Here is a 26,174-nt window from a genome sequence, read left to right as displayed (position 1 = left end):
CGCCGAGGAGAACGGCACCATTTGGACCGGATAGCCGAGGCGAACCTGGACCGGTTCGACACCGGATCGGCACGTCAACGACCCGAATCGGGCGCGCGCCGCCGCGAACGCCACAACCTGGAGTACCTGGCGGACACCAACCCGGGCCGATACAGCACCGGCCCCGTCGCCGGACCGCCCGTCGCCGACCGGCTCGGCCGTCCATCGACCCCGGCACGCAGGCACACCACCGACCAGGACAACTGAACGTCACGAGGCCGCGCCGCTGGCGTCGAGCGGAAGTTCGGTGACCGGAGCCGCCTGTTCCACGGCAATCCACTCGACGCGGCCCGCGGTGGGGCGCAGCACTATTCGGCCGTGCCGCGGCGGCGCCGATCTGGTGCGGACCTCGACCTCGAGGCCGACGGTGCGCACCCGGCCGGAGCCGACGCCGAGGCCGCCGTATCCGGCGGTGCGCGCGGCGATGCGCATGGCCGGGTTGCTCCAGTGACCGTCGGTGACCACCAGGGTGGCGCCCCTGCTGCGGGCGCGGGCGGCGATCACCCTGGTACGCGCGGGTGCGACGGCGCCGCCGCCGAGGCCGAGCACGATCAGATCGAGGCCGTCGAGCAACACGGCGGCCACCTCCACCGGATCGGGCCCGGGATCGGCGACCACCGCAAGCCGCTCCAACTTCGCCCCCATCTCCACCGCGGCGAGCAAACCCAGCCGCGGCACCCCGACCAGGGCGGCATGCCCACCGCTCTCGGTCACCGCGGCCAGCAACCCGGCGAGCAACGAACTCGCCCCCGTGTACGCCACGACGGAACCCTTCACGAGCCCGCCTTCCGGCAATAGCCCGGCAAGCGCGGCGGGCACCGCGAGCGGCTCCCGGCGCAGCTCGGCCGACCTCGGGACCCGCGCGGCGGACAATTCGCCGCGACCGGGCACCGCGGCCATCTTCCTGCGCAGTTCATCCAGTGTCTGATGGTGCGATTCCGCATCCGAACCCATCCATACCACCCACTTCCCACGATGGACCCAGGGGCGAAGCATGCGGAGCGGCCCGACTTCCGCCAGCGCCAGCACCGATCCAGCTATCGATCCGTATCGAATATACGTTCGATACATCCTCAGTAGAAACCCACCCCCGAATTCCGTCAAGAACACCGCGCGGCAGCACCACGCCACTTGCTCACCACCGGTGTCCCCACCAGGACACTCCCAACGCACCGGCCCGAAGCCGCAGGGAGGCAGGCGAGCACAGAATCAGGCCAGCTATTACCTAATTCGGTTACCCTGCACACCATGATCGATCGCCCCCGTCCCATTGTCGGCCCGGACTATTTGGTCGCAGGCCGCTATCGCCTCCAGTCCAAGGCGGGCGGCGGCGGGATGGGCGCCGTCTGGCTCGCGCACGATCGCCTGCTCGATCGGGATGTCGCGATCAAACAGGTACTTTCCACGGCCGGACTCGCCGAAGAACAGGCGAACGAAATCCGCAACCAGATCATGCACGAGGGCCGGGTCGCGGCGAAGCTCTCGCACGAGCACGCCATCGCCGTCTACGACGTGGTGCTCGAGGCGGGCGAGCCGTGGCTGGTGATGGAGCACCTACCCTCACGCAGCGTCGCGAAGGCGTTAGCGTTGGTCGATACGCTGCCGCCGATCGAGGTGGCGCAGATCGGCGCGCAGGTCGCCGACGCGCTGGCCGCCGCGCACGCCGCGGGCATCGTGCACCGCGACATCAAACCGGGCAATATCCTTGTCGCCGACCGTGGTCCGGTCGTCGGCATGGCCAAGCTCAGCGACTTCGGCATCTCGCGCGGCGCGGGCGATGCCTCCGATGAGGAGGGTGTCATCGTCGGCACCCCCGCCTACCTGCCGCCCGAGGTGGCGCGCGGCGCACAGCCGACCAGGGCCAGCGATGTGTTCTCGCTCGGGGCGACGCTGTACACCGCGATCGAGGGCCAGCCACCGTTCGGACTGGACGACGATCAGGACGCGGTGGTCCAGCGCGCCGCGATGGCGCAGATCATTCCGCCGAGCCGCAGCGGTGTCCTCACCGCCGCGCTGCTGCACATGATGGAGCCCGCGCCGCAGCGACGGCCGACGATGGCCGAGGCCAGGGACGAGATCCTCACCGCCGCTTTCGGTCCGGGCACCGGGCCCTACATTCTCGGCGCGCCGGTGCGCACCGAGGACGGCACCATTCCGGCGTGGGCGGCGCGCAATTCCGCATCGGGCCTGCGCAGCCCGCATTCGGCCCCGCTGCCGCGGCCGCACCGCAATCATCAGCCCGCGGGCGCGGCGCCCGCACCCCAGCGCGCCAAATCCGCGCAGCCGAGCAACGCCCCGCTGGCGATCGCCATCGGCCTGCTGATCGGTTTGATCATCATCATCGGCGTCATCATCGCCGTGGTGTAGACGTTCAGAGGTAAATCATTGCGCCGCAGGGACGCTCGGGCGATCCTCAGTCGATGCGTCGGCGGTGCGCCCAGCGGGTCAGCGCGTTGCGATTGGACTGCTGGGTCTTGCGCAGCACGTTCGACGCGTGGGTTTCTACGGTTTTCACCGAAATGAACAGGGTTTCGGCGATCTCGCGGTAGGTGTAGCCGCGGGCGAGCAGGCGCAGCACCTCGAGTTCGCGCGGTGTCAGCGAATCCAGTTCGGGATCGAGCGGCGGCTCCGGCACCGGCGACTTGCCGGTGAACGAATCGAGCACGAACCCGGCGAGGCGCGGGCTGAACACCGCGTCGCCGCCCGCGACCCGGCGGATGCCATCGGCCAGTTCGGTGCCCGAGATCGTTTTGGTGACATAGCCCCGCGCACCAGCCCTGATCACCGCGATCACGTCCTCGGCGGCATCGGACACGCTCAGCGCCAGGCATACCGGCCCGTCCTCGATACCGGACAGCACCGCGACGCCACCGCCGTCGGGCATGTGCACATCGAGCAGCACCACATCGGGTTCGGCGGTATTGATTCCGGCGATCGCCTCGGCGACCCCGCCTGCCTCCCCGACCACCTCCATGTCGGCCTCGCGGCTCAGTTCCGCGCGCACCCCGGACCGGAACACGGCGTGATCATCGACGAGAAAGACCCGCACAGCCACCTTTACTTCTCCCTTCCGCCACTAAGTCACGCTACGAACCGGCGGTCGAGTGCCCTGCTGAATTCTGGACGGCTCCCGCGAGGCGCCCATGTTCGTACGAAATCAGCTGTCCGGTTCATCCTGCCGTACGGCCGCGCGCTCCGGTGCTCGCTCGGCCCATCGCGTCATCCGCCGGAACGCTCCGGCGGTACCGTCTGATGTAGTCGTTCGGTCGCCGCGTCGGGCGAATCCTGTGGCGCGCCGTGGGAATTCGGCTCGTCCCGCGCTTCCTGGTCGCCGGAGTCAGTGCGCGGCATGATGATCCGCACCTCGGTACCGCGACCGGGCGTGGACAGGATCTCCACCTTGCCGCCGCGCCGCTCGATCCGGCCGCGGATGGATTTCGCCAGGCCCTGCCGATCCTGCGGGACGGCGGCGAGGTCGAAGCCTGCACCACGGTCGCGCACGAAGACGCTCACCTGATGCGGTTCGGCCTCGGCGAACAGGTCGATCTCCGGTACACCCGCGTGTTTGGCGGCGTTGACCAGCGCCTCGCGGCTCGCGCCGAGCAGCGCGGTGAAATGCTCCTTGGGCAGGCCGGATCCGGTGTCGCCGCCGTCCATCGTGACATCGCCGACGGTCACCGGGGTCACCTTCACCCCGTGCTGATCCTCTACCTCGCCCGCGATGGTGCGCAGGGCGGCGGCCAGGCTCGACTGCGCGGGCCCGGAATCCTCGAACAGCCATCGGCGCAGTTCCCGCTCCTGGCTGCGGGCCAGGCGCGCCACCTCCTGCGGGTCATCCGCCTGGCGCTGGATGAGCGCGAGCGTCTGCAGCACCGAATCGTGCAGATGGGAGGCGATCTCCTCGCGTTCCTCGTTGCGAATGCGCGCGGCGCGTTCGGCATTCAGCGCGCGCACCGTGCGCAACCACAGCGGCACCGTCAGCAGCCCGACCCCGACCAGGGTGACCGCCACCGCGACCAGCGCCGACCCGAGCGAGCCGAAATCGATCCTGGCGAGCACGACGACGCCGAGCCCGACCACGATCAGCGTGGTGCCGCCGATGATGCGCGACCAGGTGACCACCGAGGGCTTGGCGGGCAGCCCGAGCAGCGACTTCGGTCCGTCACTGTCGTATTCGCGCCACACCAGCGCCGCGCCGACCGCGACGACGACGACCGGCGCGAGCACCCGCGCCGCGGTACCGCTGAACAGCCAGGCCACCGCGACCGCGAGGCCGAGCCCGAGCAGGGCGAGCCCGATCGCCTGACGGCGCTCCTCCCCCGTCGGTTTGGTCGCGTCGGCGCCGCCCGGGGTGAAGATCCACAGCATGCCGTAGCCGAGGATGCCCGCCCCGGCCAGCGCGGAAAGCAGCACGAACGCCATCCGCACCTTGAAGACGTCGACCCCGAGGTGGTCGGCGATCCCGCCGGCCACCCCGCCGACGACCCGGCCGCCCGAACGTCGCGTCAACCGCGAATAGGTCGACTCCTCGAGGATGTATCCCCGGGAATCGAGGGCGGGCGCGGACGGGTACATATATTCGATACTGGCACGTCGCACCGACAGGTAGCCATGGGGAATCACCCTGATCTTGCATAGGCCCCGGCCTGCCACAACTGACTCGGACACCGGCGGCGGAGCGATTGCTGGCCGATCCGACAAAGTCCGCCGTGTTCACGCGCAGCCACCGCAATCCGGATGTAGGGTCGCCGCAGCGTTTTCCGCAACGCGCTCCGACCCGGGGTTCCCTGCCCCGCGCCGTCCGGTCCGGACAAAAAATCCTCGCTGACCTGGGCGTCTCAGATAGTCCACAGAAACGGCTCGCCGTCCTGACCGGACACCGGTGAAATCCATCGCCAGTAGACCGCCTACCGGACCGGATAACTGCCCCCACCCTCATCTCCCAGCGGTTTCATCACGCCGGACCGATCTCGGCGCTCGGCCGGACCGACCTGCCCGACCTACGTTTTTGACGGGTCGAAAACGTCCCGCAAGACACCGCATCGGGGCACTCCGAGGCGGTTGCGCTCCTCCGGGAGCAAGGTTCTGGGGAGGAACTGTGAACATCAAGTCCGCACTGGCCACCATCGCCACCATGACCGGCCTCACGCTGGCAGCGGCAGCACCATTCGCCAACGCGGGGGGCATGGCGCCACACGAGAAGACCGTCACCACACCCGAGGGATTCTCGTTCACCGTCGGCCACATGGATCAGTGGTTCAACCCGATCGCACCGCTGAACGGCATGCCGACCAACCGGGAGGTGTTCCTGGACAACACCTTCTACGGCCGGGTCGACGGCTCCTCGACGGGCACGCTGAAGGCCGGGTACCTGTTCGCCTGCGGTGTCGACATCACCTCGACGGTCACCCTCGGCGCCAAGGTCGGGCTCAACGCCTCGGTCACCTTGAACACGGGCAGCAGCGGTGACTCGTCCTCGTCGAGCGCGAACGCGAGCATCGGGCCGACCTTCCAAGTCGGCGCCGGTATCGACCTGTCCATCAAGCCGGGCCAGATCCAGCGGGCCGAGGTCGGCACCAAGGAGATCGGCCCCGGCCGCTCCGGATCCTTGGTCAGCAAGGACTTCCACCTGCTGGCGAAGGATTGCGGCGGCCCGCTCACCATCAGGTCCTATGTGTCCATCGAGGCGAGGTCACCCGAGGTGACCGGCACCGACGTCGTCTACGGCGACCCGATCTTCCTGTAGGCGAGTGAAATTCGAGCGGCGATGCGGCACCGCACCGCATCGCCGCTTCCCGCGGGTCGGCATCCGCGGAAACTGCGAACCTCATCTCAGGCGGATATCAGCCACATTCCGTTAAATTGTCGCTATGTTTGTGTCGCCCAGTACGTCCGGTGGGCGCATATGCTGACCGGGGGGATCGCCGACGACGGCGCCGAAATCCGATCGCCGCGCGCGGTATTCACGCAGCGATTCGCCGAACTATATGCCGCGGCGGGCAATCCGACGCTGCGCCGCGTGGCCTCCGCCGCCGAGACGCGTATGCACGCCGCCCGCGGCGCAGGCGCAGGCGCAGGCGCCGCCTCCGCCCAGCGGATCAGCGATTGGAAGGCGGGCCGAAATGTGCCCGCCCGCTTCGAATCCCTGCTGCCGGTGGTGCTGACCCTCATCGACCTGGCCAAGAAGTCCGGCGGATCACTGCCTGCGGCGCTGCTCGATCCGCGTGAATGGCAACGGCTTTGGCAGGCATCGACCACCTGGACATCCGACGACGACACCGTCTGCCCGTATCCGGGACTCATGTCCTTCCGCGACAGCGATCAGGACTTCTTCTTCGGCAGACACCACGCCACTACCGATTTCACCGACCTGGTCCGCGATACCGTCGCGACGACCGGCGGGATCATCACCCTGGTCGGCGCCTCCGGCGCGGGTAAATCCTCGCTGCTCGCCGCCGGGCTCACCCCGGCACTCACCCGGGCGCCACACGACTGGGTGGTCGCCACCGTCACGCCCGGCGCCACCCCGCTGGCCACCCTGGCGAAGGCGCTGCGCACCGAACAGCTCGGCGAGGTGCACCCGCCCCACACATCCGACGCGGTGCCGCGGACCCGCACCGCGCGAACCGAATCCGTCGACGACACCCTGGCCGCGGTAAACGAATGGGCCGCGGGCCGACGCGCGTTGCTGATCATCGATCAGTTCGAAGAGTTGTTCACCACCTGTCCGGACGAACACGAGCGTGAAGACCTGCTCACGGTCCTGGAACGCTGCGCCACCAGCACCGAAAACATCGTCGGCGTTGTGCTCGCTCTCCGCGCCGACTTCTACGCCCAGTGCCTCGCCTACCCCGCGCTGCAGGACGCACTGGAACATCGCAACCACCTGCTCGGCCCGATGCGCATCGACGAACTCGCCCAGGCGATCACCGGCCCGGCCGAGCGCACGGGACTCAAACTCGAAGCGGGACTGGAAGAGTTGGTGATCACCGAGCTCTGCGGCCTCGGCGATCACGAGAACAAGCAGAGCTACGATCCCGGCGCGCTGCCCCTGCTCTCCCATGTCATGGCCGCGACCTGGCAGCACCGCGAGGGCCACAAGCTCACCGTCACCGGCTACCGCAAAGCCGGCGGTGTGGTCGGCTCCGTCGCGGCGACCGCCGAACAGGCGTGGAGCGAACTCACCGACCCGCAGCAGCTCACGGCCAAGGAACTGCTGCTCGGCCTGGTCACCGTCGGTCACGACTCGCGCGACACCCGGCGCACGACCACCCGCACCGAACTACTACAGCGGGTGGCCGACACCGAGTCCGCGACAACGGCTTTGGAACTGCTCGCGCGCACCCGGCTGGTCACCCTCGACGCCGACGAGGCGTACTTCTCCCACGAGATCGTGCTGGACGCCTGGCCGCGGCTGCGCACCTGGATCGACGAGGACCGCGTCGGCTACCTGGTCCGCCAGCGCTTGGAAGCCGATGCCGCGGAATGGAATTCCACCGGCCGCGACCCCTCGCTGCTGTACCGGGGCACCCGGCTGGAAACCGCACGCGTGCACGTCGATCCGCCACCGGTCGGCGGCCCGGCCCGCACCTTCCTCGATGCTTCGCTGGCCGCCAGGCAGCAGTCCACCCGCCGTTCATCGGTGACCAAGGCGCTGCTCGCACTGCTCGCCGTCGCACTGCTCCTACTCGGCGGCGCCGCCTACACCCAGACCAGAATCGCGGCGCAGCAGCGCACCGACAAGGACTTCGCCGCGGTACTGGAGCAGGCGGATCGGCTACAGACGATCGATCCCTCCCTCGCCGCACGGATGTATCTGGCCGCCGACGCGATTCAACCCCGCGCGGCGAAAACCCGCACCAGGCTGCTGAGCACGCAGAACACGCCGCTGGCCACCACCGTCACCGAGCACCCTAATGTCATCTGGCAGGTGGCTTATCGCCCGGACGGCCGCGTGCTCGCGTCGGTGGGACACGAGGGCAGTGTCCGGCTATCGGATGTCGCCGACCCCGAAAACCCGAAACCGCTCGGCCGCCCGCTCGACGGTTCCGCGCGCCGGATCACCTTCAGCCCGGATGGCTCGCTGATGGCTGTTGCGGGCCAGCAGGATTCACGATTGTGGGATGTCCGCACGCCGGAGACGCCACGGCCGCTCGGCACGCTCACCACCGCCGCCATCCCCGTGCTGCAGGCGGCATTCAGCCCCGACGGGCGGACGGTCGCGACCCAGACCCGCGACACCGTCGTGCTGTGGAATGTCGAGAACCCGGCGGCGCCGAGGCAGGGGCCGGTACTGCCGATACCCGAAAGCGGCTCGCTGCGCGGCACATTGGCGTTCAGCCCGAACGGCCGATTGCTGGCGGTACCGCTCGACGGCAGAGCGGGCGACCCCGCCGACAATGGATCGGTACAGCTGTGGGACGTCGGCAATCTCGCCGCGGTAGCACCGATCGGCCCCGCGCTCGGCGCGGTGAACAGCAGTGTCGAAGCCACCGCGTTCAGCCCGAACGGCTTGATCCTTGCCGTCGGCAGTGGTGACGGCTCACTGCGCTCGCGCGAACCGGACAGCGAAAAGAACAGCGGCACCGTCCAGCTGTGGGGCCTCGAGGATCCGGCCCGCCCGCGGCGCATCGGAACGCCGGTACCTGCCGGCGAATCGAGTTTGTCCGCAGTGGCTTTCGCACCGGATGGGCAGACACTCGTGACCTCGACCCTCGGTGAGACGAAACTCTGGAGCGTGCTCGACCCCGCCCGCCCGACGCAGATCGGCGAGCACTTCTCCGTGGAACCGACCACCTGCCGCTACCCGGATTCGACATTCCCGTGTTCCGGCGGGGCGCACTCGCTCGCCTTCGGCCCTGATGGACGCATGCTGGCCACGGGGAATTCCGATGGGAGAGTGCGGCTGTGGTCGCTGCCCTCGGCGCATACCGGCGTCTACTCCACACTGCCGCCGCTGTCCGACGCCGGTGGCGATCGAATGGTCACGAAGGCAGGCAAGGGGCGCATCCAGATCTGGGATACGCACGACCCCTGGATACCCCGCCGGGTCGGCGACGTCGACGCGGCACCGGAATACAGTCCGCTGCACCTCAGTCCCGACGGCCGCACCCTGGTGCTGTCGAGCCTCAGCGCCGACGGGGCCGCCCAGGAGACGATGCTGGTCTTCGACCTGTCCGATCCGGCGAACACCCGCAGGGTCGCGCAGTGGACGATTCCACGGAACGCCTACAGATCGGCCGAGTTCAGCCCCGACGGGCGGCGAATGGTGACGAGGGTCGACAAGGGCGCGCTCGAGGTGTGGGATATCTCGGACCGGTCCGGACCGGTGAAACTCGGTGCCTCCCCGCCGGTTTCCGGGTATCAGACCATGCGGCTCAACCCGGACGGCACGATCCTCGCGGTCAGCTCGGCGGTGCTGTCCCGTTCCGCGAGCCCGACCGCGCTGTGGAACCTGTCGGACCCCGCCAAGCCGACCCAGCTGGGACCGCCGCTGCCCGAAACGCCCGCCGGAATCAACTACATTCGGTTCTCGCCCGATCGCCGCACGATGATCCTGCAAAGCAACGAAACCTTCCAGGTCTGGGATATCGGCGATCCGGCGAGACCGAAGGCGGTCACCGAGCCGATCACCGTGCACAGCCAGTCCATCCAACCGCCCGAGTTCAGCCCGGACGGCACCACACTGGCCATCACCGGCGCGGATGGCGCGGTATGGCTCTGGGATTTCACCGACCGCACCAAGCCGCGGCGCATCGGAGACGCGATCACTCTCCAGGCCACCGGCCAGTGGTCTGCCCGATTCCATCCCCGCGGTGACTATCTCCTGGGTCAGGGCCCATACGGTGAGCTGAGGGTCTGGGACCTGAACGAACAACACGCCACCGCCCGCATCTGCGCGACCACCCGTGGCGTGCTGACCCCCGAGGTCTGGCGCCGCTACCTACCGGATGTCCCCTACCGCGCCACATGCGACTGACCGATCCCTACCAGACAGTGATCGGTGACAACACGTGCCGCAAACTCGCCTACGCTCCGCCGTGCGGCTGACCGGGTAGCACTCAGGGATCAGGTGCAGTTTCAGGGTTCCCCCCGATGCGCCTGAGCGGCGGTTCGGCCCACCATGGAAGCCATGACGAGAACGAGCTTCGGCGATCAGCTCCAGCAGATGTGGCGCACGCGCCCCGTCCGGTTGCCGCGGCGCGGGCCGATCGCGGGTGTCGCGGCGGGATTCGGCGAGCGCTATCACGTGGATCCGGTGCTGGTGCGGGTCGCGCTGGTGGTGTCGACGATCTTCGGCGGGGCAGGCATCGTGCTGTACCTGCTGGCCTGGCTGTTGCTGCACGAAGCGGGCGACGAGGCGTCGGCGGCGGAATCGCTGATCGGGCACGGACGCAGCTCGCAGTCGACCACCAAGACCGTTGTGCTCGTCGTCGCGCTCGCCATCGCGGTCAGCACCATGGGGCCGGTCGGGGTCGGGCTCGGCGGCTCCGGGCTGATCAGCATGGCGCTGCTGCTCGGCGGCTGGTGGATGCTGCACCTGCGCAATCCCGAACCGCCGCCGGGTACCGCGCAATCGAACATGTTCGGCGGGCTTTATCCGGACGGCGGCATCAACGCGACCGGATATCCGGGTGCGGTGTTCCCGATGACCATGCCGACCCGCACCGATGCGTACTCGACCAGCGTGTACTCGCCCTACACCAAGCTGCCGGACGCGTACGTACCCGACAATCCGACGACTGTCCTCCGCCCCGAAGGTGATTCGACGGCGCAGGCCGACGCCGATACCGCGGTGCTGCGCGCCGATGCTGTCTCGCAGACCGGCGAAGCGAACACCGCCGTATTGCGCAAGGACGACGAGGGCGGCGCTTCCATTCCGGTCCAATCCGCCTCCGGCACACCGACGTCCGTGATCCCGAGTGGTACACCGTCACTGAGCAAACAAGATTCGTCGCCATCGCGGGACAACGACGCCCCGCGCTCCGGAGCGACCGGCAACGACGCCGGTCCCCGGAAAGGTGAATCAGGCACAGGCGAATCAGGGTCCGGCACTGGTGGATCCGCTCCGGTCATGAACGCGCCGGCGATCCCGGCGCCCACCGGTCTCGGCACCCCGCCCTCGTGGGACCCGCTCGGCGTAGCCCCGCTCGCCTGGGACCTCCCCGAGCTGAGCCCGACCAAAACCGTTGTCGCCCCGCCACCCCCGAAACGCCCACGCTCCCGGCTGACCCCGGTGGTGATCGGCCTGGCCATCCTCGCCGCGGCGGGCGCCGGTGCGATCGCCGCCTCGGGCATCGAGTGGATGACCCCGGGCCGGATCGGCGCGGTCGCGCTGGCCGTACTCGCCCTCGGCCTGATCGCCGGTGCGTTCCTGCGCCGCGGCTACGGGCTGCTCGTGCTGACCGCGCCGCTGGCCGGGTTCGTCGTCCTCGCGTCGCTGGTCGGCCCGATCGACTTCGACAACGGCGGCGTGGGCGATCAGGCCTGGGCTCCGACCACCACGGCCGACCTGCAGGACAACTACGAGGTCGGCGCCGGATCCGCGACACTCGACCTACGGACACTGAACCTGACGCAGAGCCGGACGGTCCATGTCTCGGTCGGGCTCGGCGATGCCCGCGTCCTGCTACCGCCCAACATGCTGGTACGCACCAAGTGCGACGTCAGCTTGGGTGACCAGAAATGCCCGACCGGCCTGACCGGCGAGCAGAAGCCCGATGCGCCCGTACTCGATCTCACGGTCGAGGTCGGCGCCGGAAACGTGGAGGTGACCCGTGGCTGATCAGCCCGATACGAAGCACACCCGGCGCGGCCCCTCCTCGGCCCTGCTGATCGTCGGCCTCATCGCACTCGCCGTGAGCGTCTGGGCCATCGTCGGCCCCGCCGCCCTCCCCTCCGGCACCGTCATCCCCTTCGGCTGGATCCTCGTCTTCGCCGCCATCATCACCGGCGGCCTCCTGGTCCTCTCCGGCCGCCGCCGCTGATTTCCGATACCCGCACAGGGCCCGGCCTGCACGGCCGGGCCCTGTGTTGTTCTGCCGCCAAAGACCGATAGCCAGGTAGACTAACCCTTAGCTAAGGAGGCCCGGTGGCAGCTGAGCAGTTCAATATTCACGAAGCGAAAACACATCTCTCGCGGATCATCGACAGAGTCGAACACGGCGAAGAGATCGTCATCAGTCGTGCGGGCACCCCGGTTGCCAAGGTTGTCCCACTACATCCGACTCGCCCACGCACCGGCCGCGGCTCACTGCGCGGACATCTTGTCCTGGACCGCGATTGGGACTCGAACGAAACCAATGAGGCCATCGCCACCGACTTCTACGGCGCCGAATGAGACTGCTGCTCGACACTCATGTCGTGCTCTGGTGGCTCGCCGACGATCCGGCCCTGCCCAAGGAGATGGCAGCGATCCTGGATATCGAGCCAGAGATCTACATCAGCGCGGCGACCGTGTGGGAAATCGCGATCAAACAGAGTCTCGGCAAACTGCCGGGTCCGGAGAATCTTCCGGAGCTCGTGCGCGACAGCGAGTTCCGCCTCCTCGCGATCACCGCCGACCACGCCATTGCCGCGGCGCGGCTGCCATTGATCCATCGCGACCCCTTCGACCGGATACTCATCGCGCAAGCAAACCAGCAAGAACTTCGACTGGTGACGCATGATGCGATGATCCAGCGCTACCAGGTACCGCTGCTGCCGATCTGATGGGCCGGATTGGTCACTCCAGGTAGGCCGGGCAGTCGAGATGCTCTGTGATGCGGGCGAGTAGGCGTTGCATGCCTATTCGCTGTTGGTCTGCGGCCTTGCGGCCGAGCACGGAGAACATCAGGCGGCCGGTGGCGCCGGTCGGGAATACCTGTTGAGTCAGCCTGGCGCCCTTGGGATGTGGGGTGACCTGGCATTCGGCGCGGAAGCCGAGGGGGTTCTCGACGGTCAGGAGCGCACGGGCCCGGTCCACGTCGACTCGGATTCCCTTGGGGTGTCCGGTGATCGGGGCACGGAAATGGTTCGGGCCGCCGGTCAGCGTCATCTCCGGTTCGGGGCCTTCGGCGAGGAAGAACGCGTTGTCCGGGCCGATCGGGCCCGCGTGCACCGTGGTGAGCAGCTCGACCAGCGTCGCGTGTGGCGCCTCGACTACGCCGGTAATCGTGCAGAACGCCTTGGCCATACCCACCCCCGTGGACTCGACGACACCATCGACGCTACGCCGCCCGCGCAAAACAGCGCACCCCCCGATACAGAGTTACCTGTACCGAGGGGTGCGCTGAACAACCTTGGGCCTAGCCGCCTTCCGTCACTCCCACTCGATGGTCCCCGGCGGCTTGCTCGTCACGTCGAGCACTACCCGGTTGACCTCGGCGACCTCGTTGGTGATGCGGGTGGAGATGCGCTCGAGCACCTCGTAGGGCAGGCGGGTCCAGTCGGCGGTCATCGCGTCCTCGCTGGAGACCGGGCGCAGCACGATCGGGTGACCGTAGGTGCGGCCGTCGCCCTGCACTCCGACGCTGCGCACATCGGCGAGCAGCACCACCGGGCACTGCCAGATCTGGCGATCCAGGCCCGCGGCGGTGAGCTCCTCGCGGGCGATGGCGTCGGCCTGGCGCAGCGTGTCGAGGCGATCGCCGGTGACCTCACCGACGATGCGGATGGCAAGACCGGGGCCGGGGAACGGCTGGCGCGCAACGATTTCCTCCGGCAGCCCCAGCTCACGGCCGACCGCGCGGACCTCATCCTTGAACAACAGCCGCAGCGGCTCGACGAGCTCGAACTCGAGATCGTCGGGCAGGCCACCGACGTTGTGATGGCTCTTGATATTCGCGGTACCCGCACCGCCACCGGACTCGACGACATCCGGGTACAGCGTGCCCTGCACCAGGAACTCGACCTTCGGCGTCGCCCCGCCATCGGATTCGGCGGCGACGACCTCGGACACCGCGTCCTCGAAGGACCGGATGAACTCCCGCCCGATGATCTTGCGCTTCTCTTCCGGATCGGTGACGCCCTTCAGCTCACCGAGGAACTTGTCCACCGCGTCGACGGTCACCAGCTTGGCGCCGGTCGCGGCGACGAAGTCCTGCTGCACCTGCTCGCGCTCACCGGCCCGCAGCAGGCCGTGATCGACGAACACACAGGTCAGCCGGTCCCCGATGGCGCGCTGCACCAGCGCGGCGGCGACCGCGGAGTCGACACCGCCGGACAGCCCGCAGATCGCGTGCCCGTCACCGATCTGCGCACGCACGCTGGTGATCAGCGAGTCGGCGATATTGGCCGGGGTCCAGGTGGCCGGGATACCGGCGAGTTCGTGCAGGAATCGGCTGAGCACCTGCTGACCGTGCGGCGAGTGCAGCACCTCGGGGTGGTACTGCACGCCGGCGAGGCGCCGCGCCCTGTCCTCGAACGCCGCGACGGGCGCGCCCGCGCTGGTGCCGGTGACGTCGAAGCCGGCGGGCGCGTCGGTGACCGCGTCGCCGTGGCTCATCCACACCGGCTGGATGGTCGGCAGGCCGCCGTGTAGCAGGCCGCCGTCGATGTTCAGTTCGGTGCGGCCGTATTCGCGGGTACCGGTGTGCGCGACGGTGCCGCCGAGCGCCTGCGCCATCGCCTGGAAGCCGTAGCAGATACCGAAGACCGGCAGGCCCAGGTCGAACAGTCGCGGGTCGAGCTTCGGCGCGCCTTCGGCGTAGACGCTGGCCGGTCCGCCGGACAGGATGACCGCGAGCGGCCGCTTCTCGGCGATCTCTTCCACGGTGGTGGTGTGCGGAATCACCTCGGAGTACACACTGGACTCACGAACCCGCCTGGCAATCAATTGGGCGTATTGCGCACCGAAGTCGACGACGAGGACGGGTCTCTGGGATTCTGCCACCCGCACAGTCTAAAGAAGCAGCCCAGCGGCCTTCGTGGCGGGACCGAGCGCCCGGCGGAGCGGGTGGCAAGCCCACTGAATCCTCCATCGCGCCCCCACACCGCTGGTTATCCTCTTGCTCGTGCCATTCGCCCGCGCGATAGACGCCGACATCCACTACGAGGACAGCGGCGGCGACGGGCCGGTGGTGCTGCTTGCACACGAATTCTTCATGGACCGAACGATGTTCGCATCCCAGGTGGCCGCGCTGGCGCCGGAATTCCGGATCGTCTCCTGGGATGCCCGCGGCCACGGCCGGACCAGGGACGAAGGGTTGCCGTTCACCTACTGGACCGCCGCGCGCGACGCGCTCACCGTGCTCGACCATCTAGGCGCCGAGAGCGCCGTGGTCGGCGGCACCGCGCAAGGGGGGTTCACCGCGCTGCGCACCGCGCTGATCGCACCGGAGCGGGTGTCGGCGCTGATCCTGATCAGCACCGACGCACACGGCCCGACACCGGAGCAGTCGACCGCCACCCAGAAGTTCCTGGACGAGTGGTACGACGACGACTCCCGCGAGGCCGCGGTGGACCGCTTGGCCTCCTGGCTGATCGGCGACGACGACTGGTACCGCGAGATCTGGACCAAGCGCTGGCTGGTCCGCGACCGCCGCGGCATCGAGGTCGCCGCAGGCTGCCTGCTCGGCCGCGATTCGGTGCTGGAGCGGCTGACCGAAATCGACTGCCCCGCCTTGGTGATTCACGCCACCGATTGCGGCATCGCCCGCGACCGCGCCAAACAGCTGGCCCGCGGCATCGGCGATTCGACCTACGTGGAGATCGCGGGCGCCCGCCTCGCGGTCACCATGACCCACCCCGAACCCGTCAACCACGCTATCCAGCAGTTCCTGCGTGCACGCACCGCGCCTGCCACCTGACAGGCGAGCGCCCCGCACCGAACTCGGTGCGGGGCGCTCGAAAAGCGTTGCGGCGGCTCAGGCGCGGACGCTGAGCCCGACCTTCTGGAATTCCTTGAGGTCGGAGTAGCCCGCCTTGGCCATCGAACGGCGCAGGCCGCCAACGAGGTTCAGCGAACCGAACGGATCGTCGGACGGGCCGTAGAGCACCCGCTCCAGGCTCGGGCGGACCGGATCGCCCGCATCCTCACCGCCGAGGTCCCACGGGTCGTCCACGTGCAGCAGCGAGCCGCGCGGCACCGAGGGATGCGCCGCGGACGACGGCCAGTACCAGCCGCGGCCCGGCGCCTCGGCGGCGACGGCGAGCGGGACACCGAGGATCGCCGCGTCGGCGCCGCAGGCGATGGCCTTGGCCAGCTGACCGGAGGTGGCGATATCGCCGTCGGCGATGACGTGCACGTAGCGCCCGCCGGTCTCGTCGAGGTAGTCGCGGCGCGCGGCGGCGGCATCGGCGATCGCGGTCGCCATCGGCACGCCGATGCCGAGCACCTCACCGGTGGTCGTCGCGCCGGGGTAGGAGCCGTAGCCGACGATCACACCGGCCGCGCCGGTGCGCATCAGGTGCAGCGCGGTCTTGTGATCACTGACACCGCCGGCGACGACAGGCACGTCGAGCTCGGCGATGAAGGTCTTGAGATTCAGTGGTTCGTCCCCGCCGACGTGCTCGGCGGAGATGATGGTGCCGTGCACCACGAGTAGGTCGATCCCGGCCTGCACCAGCGCGGGCGTGAGCGCACGCGCGTTCTGCGGGCTGACCCGCACCGCCACCGTCACACCGGCGGCGCGCACCTGCGCGACCGCGGCCGCGAGCAGATCCGGCTGCATCGGCGCGGCGTGCAGTTCCTGCAGCAGCGCGACCGCACGCTCGTACCCGCCCTTGCCGACGAGCTCGAGCAGCTGATCGACCTTGGCCGCGACATCGGCGTGCCTGGCCCACAGGCCCTCGCCGTTGATCACGCCGAGGCCGCCGAGCCTGCCGAGCTCGATGGCGAACTCGGGCGACACCAGCGCGTCGGTGGGGTGCGCGAGGCACGGGATCTCGAACCGGTAGGCGTCGAGCTGCCAGGCCAGCGATACCTGCTTCGACGAACGGGTCCGCCGCGAGGGAACGATGTCGACGTCGTCCAGTTCGTAGGTACGCCGGGCGGTCCGGCCCATGCCGATCTCGACCATGTCGCGCACGTCTGTACTCCTTTGTTTGATGTGCCGCTCGTAAGACTCGCTCCGCACGGATCGGGTCGGTAGCGGGCCACGGTAGGCACGACAGGGGTACCCACGCCCGACTCGGATGAACTCGGCGCGTCGGGTCGCCGAGCCGGATCCGAGCCGACTAGCCGCGGCCAGTGTAGTTCGGCGCCTCGACCGTCATCGTGATGTCGTGCGGGTGGCTCTCCTTGAGTCCCGCGGCGGTGATCTGCACGAACTGCTTGTCCTGCAGATCGGCGATCGACTGCGACCCGGTGTAGCCCATGGCCGCGCGCAGGCCGCCGACGAGCTGGTGGATCACCTGGTTGACCGGACCGCGGAACGGCACCCTGCCCTCGATGCCCTCGGGGACCAGCTTGTCCTCGGCGAGCACGTCGTCCTGGAAGTAACGGTCCTTGGAGTAGGACTTGGCCTGGCCGCGTCCCTGCATGGCGCCGAGCGAGCCCATACCGCGGTAGCTCTTGAACTGCTTGCCGCCCACCAGGATCAGCTCGCCCGGCGATTCGGCGGTGCCCGCGAGCAGCGAGCCGAGCATCACGGTGGACGCGCCCGCGGCGATGGCCTTGGCGATATCGCCGGAGAACTGGATGCCGCCATCGGCGATCACCGGCACGCCGTGCGGCTTGCACGCGGCGACGGCCTCGAGGATCGCGGTGATCTGCGGCGCGCCGACACCGGCGACCACGCGGGTGGTGCAGATAGAGCCGGGACCGACGCCGACCTTCACCGCGTCCGCGCCCGCCTCGACCAGCGCGAGCGCGCCCGCGCGGGTGGCCACGTTGCCGCCGACGATCTGGATACGGTCACCGACCTCGGCCTTGACCTTGGTGACCATCTGCAGCACGCCGGCCTGGTGGCCGTGCGCGGTATCGACGATCAGCACGTCGACACCGGCGTCGGCCAGCGTCATGGCGCGCGACCAGGAGTCCTCGCCGACGCCGATCGCGGCGCCGACGAGCAGGCGGCCGTCGCGGTCCTTGGTGGCGAACGGGTACTGATCGGTCTTGACGAAGTCCTTGACGGTGATGAGCCCGCGCAGGCGGCCGTTGCCGTCGACGATGGGCAGCTTCTCCACCTTGTGGCGGCGCAGCAGGCCGAGCGCGGCCTCCGCGGTGACGCCCTCCTGGGCGGTGATCAGCGGCGCCTTGGTCATCACGTCGGCGACCCTGCGGTTCTGGTCGACCTCGAAGCGCATGTCGCGGTTGGTGATGATGCCGACGAGCGCGCCCGTCTCGTCCACCACCGGCAGGCCGGAGATGCGGAACCTGGCGCACATGGCATCGACCTCGGCCAGCGTGTCGGTGGGACGACAGGTCACCGGATCGGTCACCATGCCCGCCTCGGACCGCTTCACGGTCTCCACCTGCGCGGCCTGATCGGCGGCGGCGAGGTTGCGGTGCAGCACACCCATGCCGCCCGCGCGCGCCATCGAGATGGCCATCCGCGCCTCGGTCACCGTGTCCATGGCGGAGCTCACCAGTGGAGTGCGCAGCCGGATCTCGCGGGTCAGCTGGCTGGAGGTCTCCACCGAGCTCGGGATCAGATCCGAGGCGGCGGGCAGCAACAGCACATCATCGAACGTGAGGCCGAGCATGGCGATCTTGTTCGGATCGTCACCACCCGTAGGAGGGCGGACTGCGATTCGTTCGCCCGGCACGGGATTACTCATTCGGATCGACCCCTCCTGGACGTCGATAGCGACAAGACACCCGGGTCGGGTGTCGCGGCGGCTGATGGGATGGACGGTAAATGGCTCTGCGGCCTGCGCACCATGGTATCTGTCCGGCAAATCACTCGATCAAGTGAGGCCACAAGGGAAACTGGCACGCCGCATAGCTGGCGAAGACCACCCTGTTCTGCGTACCGTGGGGGTGTGCGTGACCATCTACCACCTGGCTTGCCGCCGGATCCGTTCGCCGGAGACCCCTCCGACCCGTCCGCCGCGCTCGACGCTATCGAGCCCGGCGAGCCGCTGGATCCCCACGAGCGCCTTGCGGTCGAGGAGGATCTCGCTGATCTCGCAGTCTATGAGGCCCTACTAGCGCATCGCGGCATCCGCGGGCTGGTGGTCAGCTGCGAAGATTGCAGGCAGGACCACTACCACGACTGGGACATGCTGCGCGCCAACCTGCTTCAGCTGTTGGTGGACGGCACGGTCCGCCCGCACGAGCCGGCCTACGATCCGACGCCCGAAGCGTATGTCACCTGGGACTACTGTCGGGGCTACGCGGACGCGTCGATGAACGAGGCGTTCCACGGCGACGGATTCGACGGCTTCGACAGCTGACGGGCCCCGGCACGAACATCAGCACTCCGAGCGCACTGGAGTGACGAAGACGACAAAAAGCCGACCGCCGGTCGGCGATCGGTTGTCGTCCCATGCATCTGAGAGTTGTGGTGCCGGTTACCCGCTCCGCGCGGCTATCCGCAACGACGCGGCTAGCTACCCGGAACGGTGAAACCAGGACCGACCGACCCGCTCGGTAACACGAGCGAGCCGGGTGTACTGCCCGAATTCGGCGACCGCGGCGCAGGGTGTTGCGGCTGAGTCGGCGCGCCGGTGTCCACCGTCGGCTCGACCACCGAGGAGGCCACGGTGGTCGGCGCGACAGTCGGGGGTTGGGCCGGCGTCGATGGCTCGGCAGTCGTGTTCGGCTGCGTCGTCGTCGGCACCGTCGTGGTCGGTTTGCCGCCGGTGGTGGTCGGCGGGGTGCTCGGATCCGTCGTCGGCTTGCCGGTGTCACCCGGCTGGGATGAAGGGCCGGTCGGCTCGGTTCCCGGATTCGGCTTCGGCGTGCCGGAAACCGTACCGTTGTTGCCTGTCGACGGCCGGGTATCCGTGCTCGGCTTCACCGGGGTGGTGATCGGCGCAACCTGATCGGCCACCTCCGGCGACACCTTGCGCAGCTCGGCGAGCAGCGCGTTGAAGCGGACGACCAGATCGTCCTGCTTCTGAGTGTCGTTGACCTGGGTCGCATTTCGCTTGGCACCATCCAGCTTGGCCTTGACCTGCTCGGGGCTCGCGCCCTGGTTGAGCAGCGTCTCCGCCGCGGTCAGATCGTCGTCGGTGCGTTGCACCACCGTCGTCTGCGCCTGCTCACTGAACACGACTTCCTTGACCCGCCACAGCGGATCACCCGGCTCGGCGTTGTACGAGAACGCCGTCATCCCACCGATGACCAAAGCCAGTGCGGCCGCGGTTCCGGCAATGGGACGCAGTAGCCGTAGTCGCCCACCGGTCTGCGCGTTCACCCGGACCTGTCGGGCGCCGATCTCCTGATTGACCGCTGCCACGATCGCATCGAGATCGGGCTCGTTGCGCATCGGCGGAGTGATCAACTCGGCCCGCCAGCTGGCCAGCAGCGTGGCGAGCTGATACTCCTCCACGCTGTCGGTCTGTACCGGACCGTCGCTGGCGATGGCATCGATCAGCGCATCGTCGCGGCGGACCGCTGCGATGTCGACCGGGCCGGTATCACCGGACGCCTCGGCGTAGGGACCGCTGTTGTGCGATCCACGCCGCGCCTTCCAGTCGCCCCGACCGCGCTCGCCATCCCTAGCCATACATTTCACCTGCCCTCGCCACTTGAGACTTGAGTTTCGCGAGTGCCCTGTGCTGGGCGACTCGTATCGCGCCCGCCGTACTGCCCACGGCGACCGCGGTTTCTTCCGCTGACAAACCCATGACCAAACGCAGGATCAGGATCTCTCGATGTTTTTCCGGAAGCGTGGCAAGCAGACGATTCATCTGCCGGCTTGTTTCGGATTCGAGAGCGCGCTGTTCCGGCCCCTGGTCGGTGGATATGACATCTGGTACTTCGGCCATTGCCTCCGCCTTGTTACGGGCGGCATTGCGATGAGCGTCGGCGACCTTGTGCGAAGCGATTCCGTATACGAAGGCCATGAAGGGCCTGCCCTGGTCCTGATACCGGGGCAAGGCGGTCATCACGGCCAGACAAACCTCCTGCGCAACGTCATCCGCGGAGAGCTGTCCACGCTCCGCGGCACCGATCCGCGCGCGGCAGTAACGCACCACCAGCGGGCGGATCATCTCGAGTACCTGAGCTAAAGCGGATCTGTCGCCCTGCGCAGCGGCAGCGACGGCGAGGTCCAACTCTTCGCCCGTGTGCGTCATCGTCAGAGAATTTCCTGGCGTTACAAGTGGCACGGCCGGTGATGACCAGTGCTTCCACCGGTGGGGCGGAACGGATCTAACAATAGCGATACACACCACGGAACCGGGCAACACGGTCGCCTTCTGGCGGCAACCGCTAACGGGCCTCGGGCGAACTACCAGGCATCGGCGGGTCGGAACCGGCCGCCACGACGGGCGATGATCTGCGCGCACGCCGCCGCCTCGGCGGCGGGACCGCCGTCGGAGGCCGTGTCGTCGACGGCCAGGCCGGCACGCAACATGGCACCGGCCCAGCGCAGCGGGAGCAGCTCGTGCGCGCGGCAGAGCCCCGCCACGGTGGTGGCGAGTTCCGCGGCACGATCGTGTTGTCCCGCTGCCGCGTTGGCCGCGGCGAGCAGCAGCATGGACTTGACCCGGTGCCGGAGCGATGGCGCCCGGCCTGCCAGGGCTACGGCCGTCTCGGCGGCCTCGAGCGCGGGCATACCCCCGGCGAGCGCGGTCTCGGCGGTCACCCAGTGCCACCGGATATTCGCGCGCCAGCCGATCCGGTCCCCTGCCAGCTCCTGACCACGCTTGAGCAGCCGGGCGGCCAGCGCCAGGCGACCGGTGCCGAGCGCGTCGGCGGCGAGGCCCGTGAGCGCATCGCACAGCGCGGCTGTCGAATCAGGCGGCGACGCCGGCTGATTCGCGCCCGGCTCCGTGCGATTTCCGTCAAGACGGCCGCGATCGGGTGCGGCCGCGACGAGGGGCAGGATGAGCGCGGCGGCCCTGCCGTCGTACTCGGCGGCCTTGGCGTGCCACCCGAGTTGACGCAGCAGTGAACCTTCGGTGCTGTCGGCCAGCGACCTCAACACCGGACCCGACGAATTGTTCGCGCGAATTCGCCGCAGTTCGGCACGCGCCGCGGCATAACGGCCTTGGCCACCGAGAATCACCGCCCGCAGCCAGTGATCGTGCGGATTCGCGGCCTCCGGCAACCCGGCAGCGGGGTGGCCGGGCCGGGGGCCGAAGGCCGCCTCGACGAGCGCGTCGGATCCGGAATCTGTCGGTGGAGCTGGCTCGAACACGGCCGAACTCTATCCTGCGCACACCGGACCGCCGGGCGCGCCGAATCGCCGCCACCACCCTGGCAACCACACAGCATTTCGATGCGCCGGATCATGTTTCCATCAAGTAAAACTCATTCGACAATGCGGGAGCGCCCTCGATTCGAATTCACACGCGTTTCGCGCAATTAACCTCAGCGCCCCGTTCACGCCATCTGCCGCGCCCCGAGCGATCGACGCGGTGCACCCCGCTGTGACGGACTCCACGTGGCAGCGGACGGCGCATGTACCGAACCATAGCCGAAAACCGCCGACGACCTGCGTTGATGTTCCCAGTAACGGCAAGATGAACACCCGGCGGCCGCTGGTCAACCGATCAGTATCACTGAAACCAATGCGAAAAGTAAACAGTTAGAAGGTTAAATTTGGCATCCAAAGATTTGGAAAACTGCTGCGTCGAACTATTGACGGAATTTCACGCTTGGACCTAACGTAGCTCATCGCCACGGTCGGCGCCGCGCGAAATTGCAGCGACCGCAACGGGCGAGGCCAAGGGCATCGCCGATCAGGCGTGTGGCCCCGACACTTGCAGAACAACTGCTCGACAACGCCGACGAGCTCGCATCACGAGGAGTTCACCACCATGCCCATGCCGACCCACCTTCCCGGACCGAACGCCGATGTCTGGGACTGGCAGATGCGGGGATCCTGCCGCGGTCAGGACTCCGCGGTGTTCTTCCATCCCGACGGCGAGCGCGGGCGGGCCCGCACGGCGCGCGAGATGCGCGCCAAGGAGATCTGCCGCAGCTGCCCGGTGCTGATGCAGTGCCGCAGCCACGCGCTGAAAGTGAGCGAGCCCTACGGCATCTGGGGCGGCATGTCGGAGACCGAGCGTGAGATGCACGCCAGGCGCAATCGGCGCCGCATGGCTGTCTGAAAAATCCCTTCCCATCCACACGCCGCGGCGCGCCGAATTCCTGGCAAACAACCGGCCACTGCAAGATCACCGGCCGAACCGCGGCGGGCGATCGTGCCGGGCGGTTCATATCCGACACCGGCGCGGGCATCATCCGGTCACCACCGATGCGCTCGCTGCCGCGACGGCCAGAAGCCGCGATACTGTCGGTCCGGCGTTTCGCGTGAGGCCTCGGCGTGTCACGGCGTGTCCCTCGATTGGACGCTTGGCGTGTCGAGATTTCCCGCAAAATCGCTGGGCCACAGTCGGTTTGCCGCACCCCCCAGCGGAAGGGAGGTCATCGCGCCGCGCTACGGTAGTGACCGATGACACAGAATGGAGCGTTGTGACAACGCGGCCACCGGCCGCAGAGGGCGACTCGTTCCGAAGAGATGCCTTCCCACCGAGAGTGGATTCTGCGGTCTCGGCCCGCGCCGCCGAAAGTATCGAACTCGCCGCGCTGCTCGACCGCTGCGGCCGGTCCGACCAGGAAGCCTTCGCCGAGCTGTACGACCGAACGTGTGCGCGCGTCTTCGGCCTGGTGCTACGGGTGCTACACGATCCCGGCTACGCCGAGGAGACCACGCAAGAGGTCTACCTCCAGATATGGCGCACCGCAGCGAGTTTCGACCCGGCAAAGGGGTCGGCCGTGACCTGGCTGATGACGCTCGCGCACCGCCGCGCCGTCGACCGGGTACGCGCCGAGCAGGCCCACACCACGCGCGAAGTCGCTTACGGCATACGGGTTCTCGGCAACGAATTCGACGAGGTCACCGAGGAGGTCGAGCGCAGGCTCGAACAGCAGGCCGTGCTGGAAGGCCTCTCCACACTGACCGAGACACAGCGCGAGGCGATCTCGCTCGCCTACTACGGCGGACGCACCTACGCTGAAGTAGCCCACTATCTCGGAGTAGGGTTACCGACCGTTAAGTCCCGAATTCGGGACGGATTGACACGACTGAAAAGAAGTTTGGGGGTGACGTGAGATGAACGAAGGCCAGGTCGATCTCGCGCACACCGTCGCGCTCGGATCGATCGACGACGAGGACCATCACGCGGTGCAGGAACTGCTCGACTCCGAAGACCCCGCCCTACGTGCGGCATTCATCGCGGAGGTGCGGTCGACCCGAGAGGCGCTCTCCGCACTGACCGAAACCACCGCAGCCAAGCCACCCGCCGCCCTACGCGGCCGCCTGCTGACCGCCATCGCCGCGGAACAGCCCCCGGTCGCCTCCTAATACTCAAAAGCGAAGGCCCCCGGACACATCGGTCCAGGGGCCTTCTTTCGGTCTGCGCTCAGTGCGAATGACCGCTCAGTGCGAGTGACCGTGGTGGCCGTGGTCGGCGGCCTCCTCGGCCGGCTTGTCGACCACGGCGCTCTCGGTGGTGAGCACCATGCGGGCGACCGACGCGGCGTTCACGACGGCCGAGCGGGTCACCTTGACCGGGTCGACGACACCGTCGGTGAGCAGATCGCCGTAGGTGAGGGTGGCGGCGTTGAAGCCGTCCTTGCCCTCGGTGACCTTGCTGACCACCACGGCGCCGTCCAGGCCCGCGTTGCTGGCGATCCAGTACAGCGGCGCCTGCAGCGCCAGCCGGACCACCTCGACGCCGACAGCCTCGTCGCCGGACAGCGAGTCGCGCAGCTCGACCAGCTTGGCGGCCGCCTGCACCAGCGCGGTACCACCACCGGGCACGATGCCCTCGTCGACGGCGGCCTTGGCCGCGCTCACCGCGTCCTCGACCCGGTACTTGCGCTCCTTGAGCGCCGTCTCGGTGGCCGCGCCGACCTTGATCACCGCGACGCCGCCGGACAGCTTCGCCAGCCGCTCCTCGAGCTTCTCCCGGTCCCAGTCGGAATCGGTGGCCTCGATCTCGCGGCGCAGCTGCGCGCCGCGGGCCGCGATGTCCTCGGCGGTGCCCGCACCGTCGATGATCGTGGTGTCGTCCTTGGTGACGACCACGCGACGCGCCTTGCCGAGCACGTCGATGCCCGCCTCGCGCAACGTGATACCCAGATCCGGGTTGATCACGGTGCCCGCGGTGACCACGGCCAGGTCGTCCAGGAACGCCTTGCGACGGTCACCGAAGAACGGCGCCTTCACCGCGACGGCCTTGATGGTCTTGCGGATCGAGTTGACCACCAGGGTGGACAGCGCCTCGCCCTCGACATCCTCGGCGATGATCAGCACGGCCTTGCCGGACTCGGCGATCTTCTCCAGCAGCGGCAGGAAGTCCGGCAGCGAGCTGATCTTCTCGCGGTGCAGCAGGATGAACGCGTCCTCCAGCACGGCCTGCTGGCTGTCGCCGTCGGTGACGAAGTAGGGCGAGAGGTAGCCCTTGTCGAACTGAACGCCCTCGGTGACAACGAGTTCGGTCTGCAGCGTCGAGGACTCCTCGACGGTGACGACGCCGTCCTTGCCGACGGTGGTCAGCGCCTTGCCGACCATCGCACCGATCTCCTCGTCCCGCGAGGAGACGGTGGCGACCTGGGCGATGGCCTGCTCGCCGGACACCGGGGTGGCCGCGGCGAGCAGCGCCTCGGAGACCACGTCGGCGGCCTTGGCGATGCCGGAACCGAGCACGATCGGGTTGGCGCCCGCCGCGACGTTCTTCAGGCCGCCGCGCACCAGCGCCTGGGCCAGCACGGTGGCGGTGGTCGTACCGTCGCCCGCGACATCGTTGGTCTTGGTGGCGACGCTCTTGACCAGCTGCGCGCCGAGGTTCTCGAACGGGTCTTCCAGCTCGATATCACGCGCGATGGTGACACCGTCGTTGGTCACGGTCGGGCCACCGAAGGCCTTCGCGAGCACGACGTGGCGGCCGCGCGGGCCGAGGGTGACCTTCACGGCGTCGGCGAGCTTGTCGACACCGCGCTCCAGCGCGCGACGAGCCTGCTCGTCGAACGCGATCTGCTTTGGCATGTAGTTGCTCCTGTGATTCAGCGCGAGTCCAGCGAACGCACT

Annotated in this window: 24 protein-coding genes; 13 read left to right on the top strand and 11 right to left on the bottom strand. The window is 68.4% G+C overall.

The genetic code is table 11. The features are described from left to right. Nucleotides 1-21 precede the first annotated feature (21 nt). Nucleotides 22-246, top strand: coding sequence for a hypothetical protein (locus tag ACIG5A_RS18550; protein WP_397241423.1), 225 nt, complete (start codon nt 22-24; stop codon nt 244-246). 3 nt (nt 247-249) lie between these two features. Here ACIG5A_RS18550 and ACIG5A_RS18545 read toward each other — a convergent pair whose 3' ends face one another. Continuing rightward, on the bottom strand, nt 250-993 hold the full coding sequence (locus tag ACIG5A_RS18545; protein WP_397241422.1) for a hypothetical protein: 744 nt from the start codon (nt 991-993) through the stop codon (nt 250-252). 294 nt (nt 994-1,287) lie between these two features. On the opposite strand from ACIG5A_RS18545, the gene ACIG5A_RS18540 reads away from it, so the two are divergent. Further along, nucleotides 1,288-2,406, top strand: coding sequence for a serine/threonine-protein kinase (locus ACIG5A_RS18540; protein WP_397241421.1), 1,119 nt, complete (start codon nt 1,288-1,290; stop codon nt 2,404-2,406). Between the two features lie 46 nt (nt 2,407-2,452). On the opposite strand, the gene ACIG5A_RS18535 is transcribed toward ACIG5A_RS18540, so the two are convergent. Both ACIG5A_RS18535 and ACIG5A_RS18530 read right to left on the bottom strand, forming a co-directional pair. After that, nucleotides 2,453-3,088, bottom strand: coding sequence for a response regulator (locus ACIG5A_RS18535; protein ID WP_397241860.1), 636 nt, complete (start codon nt 3,086-3,088; stop codon nt 2,453-2,455). A gap of 170 nt (nt 3,089-3,258) precedes the next feature. Beyond that, nucleotides 3,259-4,614 carry a PspC domain-containing protein gene (locus ACIG5A_RS18530; protein ID WP_397241420.1) on the bottom strand — a complete coding sequence of 452 codons (1,356 nt, stop codon included), beginning with the start codon at nt 4,612-4,614 and terminating at the stop codon, nt 3,259-3,261. A 523-nt stretch (nt 4,615-5,137) separates the two neighbouring features. On the opposite strand from ACIG5A_RS18530, the gene ACIG5A_RS18525 reads away from it, so the two are divergent. From ACIG5A_RS18525 to ACIG5A_RS18500, 6 genes are all read left to right on the top strand, one after another. Then, nucleotides 5,138-5,785: an MspA family porin gene (locus ACIG5A_RS18525; protein WP_397241419.1), complete on the top strand. Its 648-nt coding sequence runs from the start codon at nt 5,138-5,140 to the stop codon at nt 5,783-5,785. A gap of 159 nt (nt 5,786-5,944) precedes the next feature. Continuing rightward, complete coding sequence (locus ACIG5A_RS18520; protein ID WP_397241418.1) at nt 5,945-10,018, top strand: AAA family ATPase; 4,074 nt, start codon at nt 5,945-5,947, stop codon at nt 10,016-10,018. A 153-nt stretch (nt 10,019-10,171) separates the two neighbouring features. After that, nucleotides 10,172-11,824, top strand: a complete 1,653-nt coding sequence (locus ACIG5A_RS18515; RefSeq protein ID WP_397241417.1) for a PspC domain-containing protein — start codon at nt 10,172-10,174, stop codon at nt 11,822-11,824. Then, complete coding sequence (locus tag ACIG5A_RS18510) at nt 11,817-12,026, top strand: hypothetical protein (RefSeq protein WP_397241416.1); 210 nt, start codon at nt 11,817-11,819, stop codon at nt 12,024-12,026. The genes ACIG5A_RS18515 and ACIG5A_RS18510 overlap by 8 nt, the downstream gene beginning before the upstream one ends. A 104-nt stretch (nt 12,027-12,130) precedes the next feature. Next, nucleotides 12,131-12,379, top strand: a complete 249-nt coding sequence (locus ACIG5A_RS18505; RefSeq protein WP_397241415.1) for a type II toxin-antitoxin system Phd/YefM family antitoxin — start codon at nt 12,131-12,133, stop codon at nt 12,377-12,379. Further along, complete coding sequence (locus ACIG5A_RS18500) at nt 12,376-12,750, top strand: type II toxin-antitoxin system VapC family toxin (protein WP_397241414.1); 375 nt, start codon at nt 12,376-12,378, stop codon at nt 12,748-12,750. The genes ACIG5A_RS18505 and ACIG5A_RS18500 overlap by 4 nt, the downstream gene beginning before the upstream one ends. Nucleotides 12,751-12,763: 13 nt before the next feature. Here ACIG5A_RS18500 and ACIG5A_RS18495 read toward each other — a convergent pair whose 3' ends face one another. Together ACIG5A_RS18495 and guaA are read right to left on the bottom strand one after the other, a co-directional pair. Next, complete coding sequence (locus ACIG5A_RS18495) at nt 12,764-13,213, bottom strand: hypothetical protein (protein ID WP_397241413.1); 450 nt, start codon at nt 13,211-13,213, stop codon at nt 12,764-12,766. Nucleotides 13,214-13,339: 126 nt separating this feature from the next. Then, entirely contained in the window at nt 13,340-14,911 is a 1,572-nt protein-coding gene (gene guaA, locus ACIG5A_RS18490; RefSeq protein ID WP_397241412.1) for a glutamine-hydrolyzing GMP synthase, read from the bottom strand. 121 nt (nt 14,912-15,032) lie between these two features. On the opposite strand from guaA, the gene ACIG5A_RS18485 reads away from it, so the two are divergent. Continuing rightward, nucleotides 15,033-15,827: an alpha/beta fold hydrolase gene (locus ACIG5A_RS18485; RefSeq protein WP_397241411.1), complete on the top strand. Its 795-nt coding sequence runs from the start codon at nt 15,033-15,035 to the stop codon at nt 15,825-15,827. A 57-nt stretch (nt 15,828-15,884) separates the two neighbouring features. Here ACIG5A_RS18485 and ACIG5A_RS18480 read toward each other — a convergent pair whose 3' ends face one another. Beyond that, a complete protein-coding gene (locus ACIG5A_RS18480) occupies nt 15,885-17,048 on the bottom strand; it encodes a GuaB3 family IMP dehydrogenase-related protein (protein ID WP_397241410.1) in 1,164 nt (387 codons plus the stop codon). Between the two features lie 148 nt (nt 17,049-17,196). Further along, nucleotides 17,197-18,741 carry an IMP dehydrogenase gene (gene guaB, locus ACIG5A_RS18475; RefSeq protein ID WP_397241409.1) on the bottom strand — a complete coding sequence of 515 codons (1,545 nt, stop codon included), beginning with the start codon at nt 18,739-18,741 and terminating at the stop codon, nt 17,197-17,199. A gap of 204 nt (nt 18,742-18,945) precedes the next feature. On the opposite strand from guaB, the gene ACIG5A_RS18470 reads away from it, so the two are divergent. Beyond that, the gene (locus ACIG5A_RS18470; protein WP_011207424.1) at nt 18,946-19,359 is read left to right on the top strand and encodes a DUF5319 domain-containing protein; all 414 of its coding nucleotides are present in this window, start codon (nt 18,946-18,948) and stop codon (nt 19,357-19,359) included. Between the two features lie 152 nt (nt 19,360-19,511). Here ACIG5A_RS18470 and ACIG5A_RS18465 read toward each other — a convergent pair whose 3' ends face one another. From ACIG5A_RS18465 to ACIG5A_RS18455, 3 genes are all read right to left on the bottom strand, one after another. Continuing rightward, on the bottom strand, nt 19,512-20,636 hold the full coding sequence (locus ACIG5A_RS18465) for an anti-sigma-D factor RsdA (protein WP_397241408.1): 1,125 nt from the start codon (nt 20,634-20,636) through the stop codon (nt 19,512-19,514). Then, nucleotides 20,629-21,207, bottom strand: coding sequence for a sigma-70 family RNA polymerase sigma factor (locus ACIG5A_RS18460; RefSeq protein WP_040864971.1), 579 nt, complete (start codon nt 21,205-21,207; stop codon nt 20,629-20,631). Before ACIG5A_RS18460 ends, ACIG5A_RS18465 begins: the two co-directional genes overlap by 8 nt. A gap of 155 nt (nt 21,208-21,362) precedes the next feature. Beyond that, nucleotides 21,363-22,274, bottom strand: a complete 912-nt coding sequence (locus ACIG5A_RS18455; protein WP_397241407.1) for a hypothetical protein — start codon at nt 22,272-22,274, stop codon at nt 21,363-21,365. 622 nt (nt 22,275-22,896) lie between these two features. Here ACIG5A_RS18455 and ACIG5A_RS18450 point away from each other — a divergent pair. From ACIG5A_RS18450 to ACIG5A_RS18440, 3 genes are all read left to right on the top strand, one after another. After that, nucleotides 22,897-23,190, top strand: a complete 294-nt coding sequence (locus ACIG5A_RS18450; RefSeq protein WP_040704593.1) for a WhiB family transcriptional regulator — start codon at nt 22,897-22,899, stop codon at nt 23,188-23,190. A 427-nt stretch (nt 23,191-23,617) separates the two neighbouring features. Continuing rightward, complete coding sequence (locus tag ACIG5A_RS18445) at nt 23,618-24,193, top strand: sigma-70 family RNA polymerase sigma factor (protein WP_397241406.1); 576 nt, start codon at nt 23,618-23,620, stop codon at nt 24,191-24,193. A 1-nt stretch (nt 24,194) separates the two neighbouring features. Then, nucleotides 24,195-24,446 carry a hypothetical protein gene (locus tag ACIG5A_RS18440; protein WP_397241405.1) on the top strand — a complete coding sequence of 84 codons (252 nt, stop codon included), beginning with the start codon at nt 24,195-24,197 and terminating at the stop codon, nt 24,444-24,446. Nucleotides 24,447-24,521: 75 nt separating this feature from the next. Here the strand turns inward: ACIG5A_RS18440 and groL are convergent, their stop codons facing one another. Then, on the bottom strand, nt 24,522-26,132 hold the full coding sequence (gene groL, locus ACIG5A_RS18435; RefSeq protein WP_397241404.1) for a chaperonin GroEL: 1,611 nt from the start codon (nt 26,130-26,132) through the stop codon (nt 24,522-24,524). Nucleotides 26,133-26,174 lie beyond the last annotated feature (42 nt).

It is taken from the genome of Nocardia sp. NPDC052566, assembly GCF_044547285.1.
In the GTDB taxonomy this organism is placed as follows: Bacteria; Actinomycetota; Actinomycetes; order Mycobacteriales; family Mycobacteriaceae; genus Nocardia.
The sequence above is the reverse complement of the archived record's forward strand: the minus strand, read 5'-3'. Positions and strand labels throughout refer to the sequence as shown.

What these genes read in the sequence shown, in the direction of transcription:
- ACIG5A_RS18515 (WP_397241417.1), top strand. Translation starts at nt 10,172, where the DNA reads ATGACGAGAACGAGCTTCGGCGATCAGCTCCAGCAGATGTGGCGCACG.
- ACIG5A_RS18520 (WP_397241418.1), top strand. Translation starts at nt 5,945, where the DNA reads ATGCTGACCGGGGGGATCGCCGACGACGGCGCCGAAATCCGATCGCCG.
- ACIG5A_RS18540 (WP_397241421.1), top strand. Translation starts at nt 1,288, where the DNA reads ATGATCGATCGCCCCCGTCCCATTGTCGGCCCGGACTATTTGGTCGCA.
- guaB (WP_397241409.1), bottom strand. Translation starts at nt 18,741, where the DNA reads ATGAGTAATCCCGTGCCGGGCGAACGAATCGCAGTCCGCCCTCCTACG.
- ACIG5A_RS18545 (WP_397241422.1), bottom strand. Translation starts at nt 993, where the DNA reads ATGGGTTCGGATGCGGAATCGCACCATCAGACACTGGATGAACTGCGC.
- groL (WP_397241404.1), bottom strand. Translation starts at nt 26,132, where the DNA reads ATGCCAAAGCAGATCGCGTTCGACGAGCAGGCTCGTCGCGCGCTGGAG.
- ACIG5A_RS18465 (WP_397241408.1), bottom strand. Translation starts at nt 20,636, where the DNA reads ATGGCTAGGGATGGCGAGCGCGGTCGGGGCGACTGGAAGGCGCGGCGT.
- ACIG5A_RS18450 (WP_040704593.1), top strand. Translation starts at nt 22,897, where the DNA reads ATGCCCATGCCGACCCACCTTCCCGGACCGAACGCCGATGTCTGGGAC.
- ACIG5A_RS18530 (WP_397241420.1), bottom strand. Translation starts at nt 4,614, where the DNA reads ATGTACCCGTCCGCGCCCGCCCTCGATTCCCGGGGATACATCCTCGAG.
- ACIG5A_RS18495 (WP_397241413.1), bottom strand. Translation starts at nt 13,213, where the DNA reads ATGGCCAAGGCGTTCTGCACGATTACCGGCGTAGTCGAGGCGCCACAC.
- ACIG5A_RS18500 (WP_397241414.1), top strand. Translation starts at nt 12,376, where the DNA reads ATGAGACTGCTGCTCGACACTCATGTCGTGCTCTGGTGGCTCGCCGAC.
- ACIG5A_RS18440 (WP_397241405.1), top strand. Translation starts at nt 24,195, where the DNA reads ATGAACGAAGGCCAGGTCGATCTCGCGCACACCGTCGCGCTCGGATCG.
- ACIG5A_RS18460 (WP_040864971.1), bottom strand. Translation starts at nt 21,207, where the DNA reads ATGACGCACACGGGCGAAGAGTTGGACCTCGCCGTCGCTGCCGCTGCG.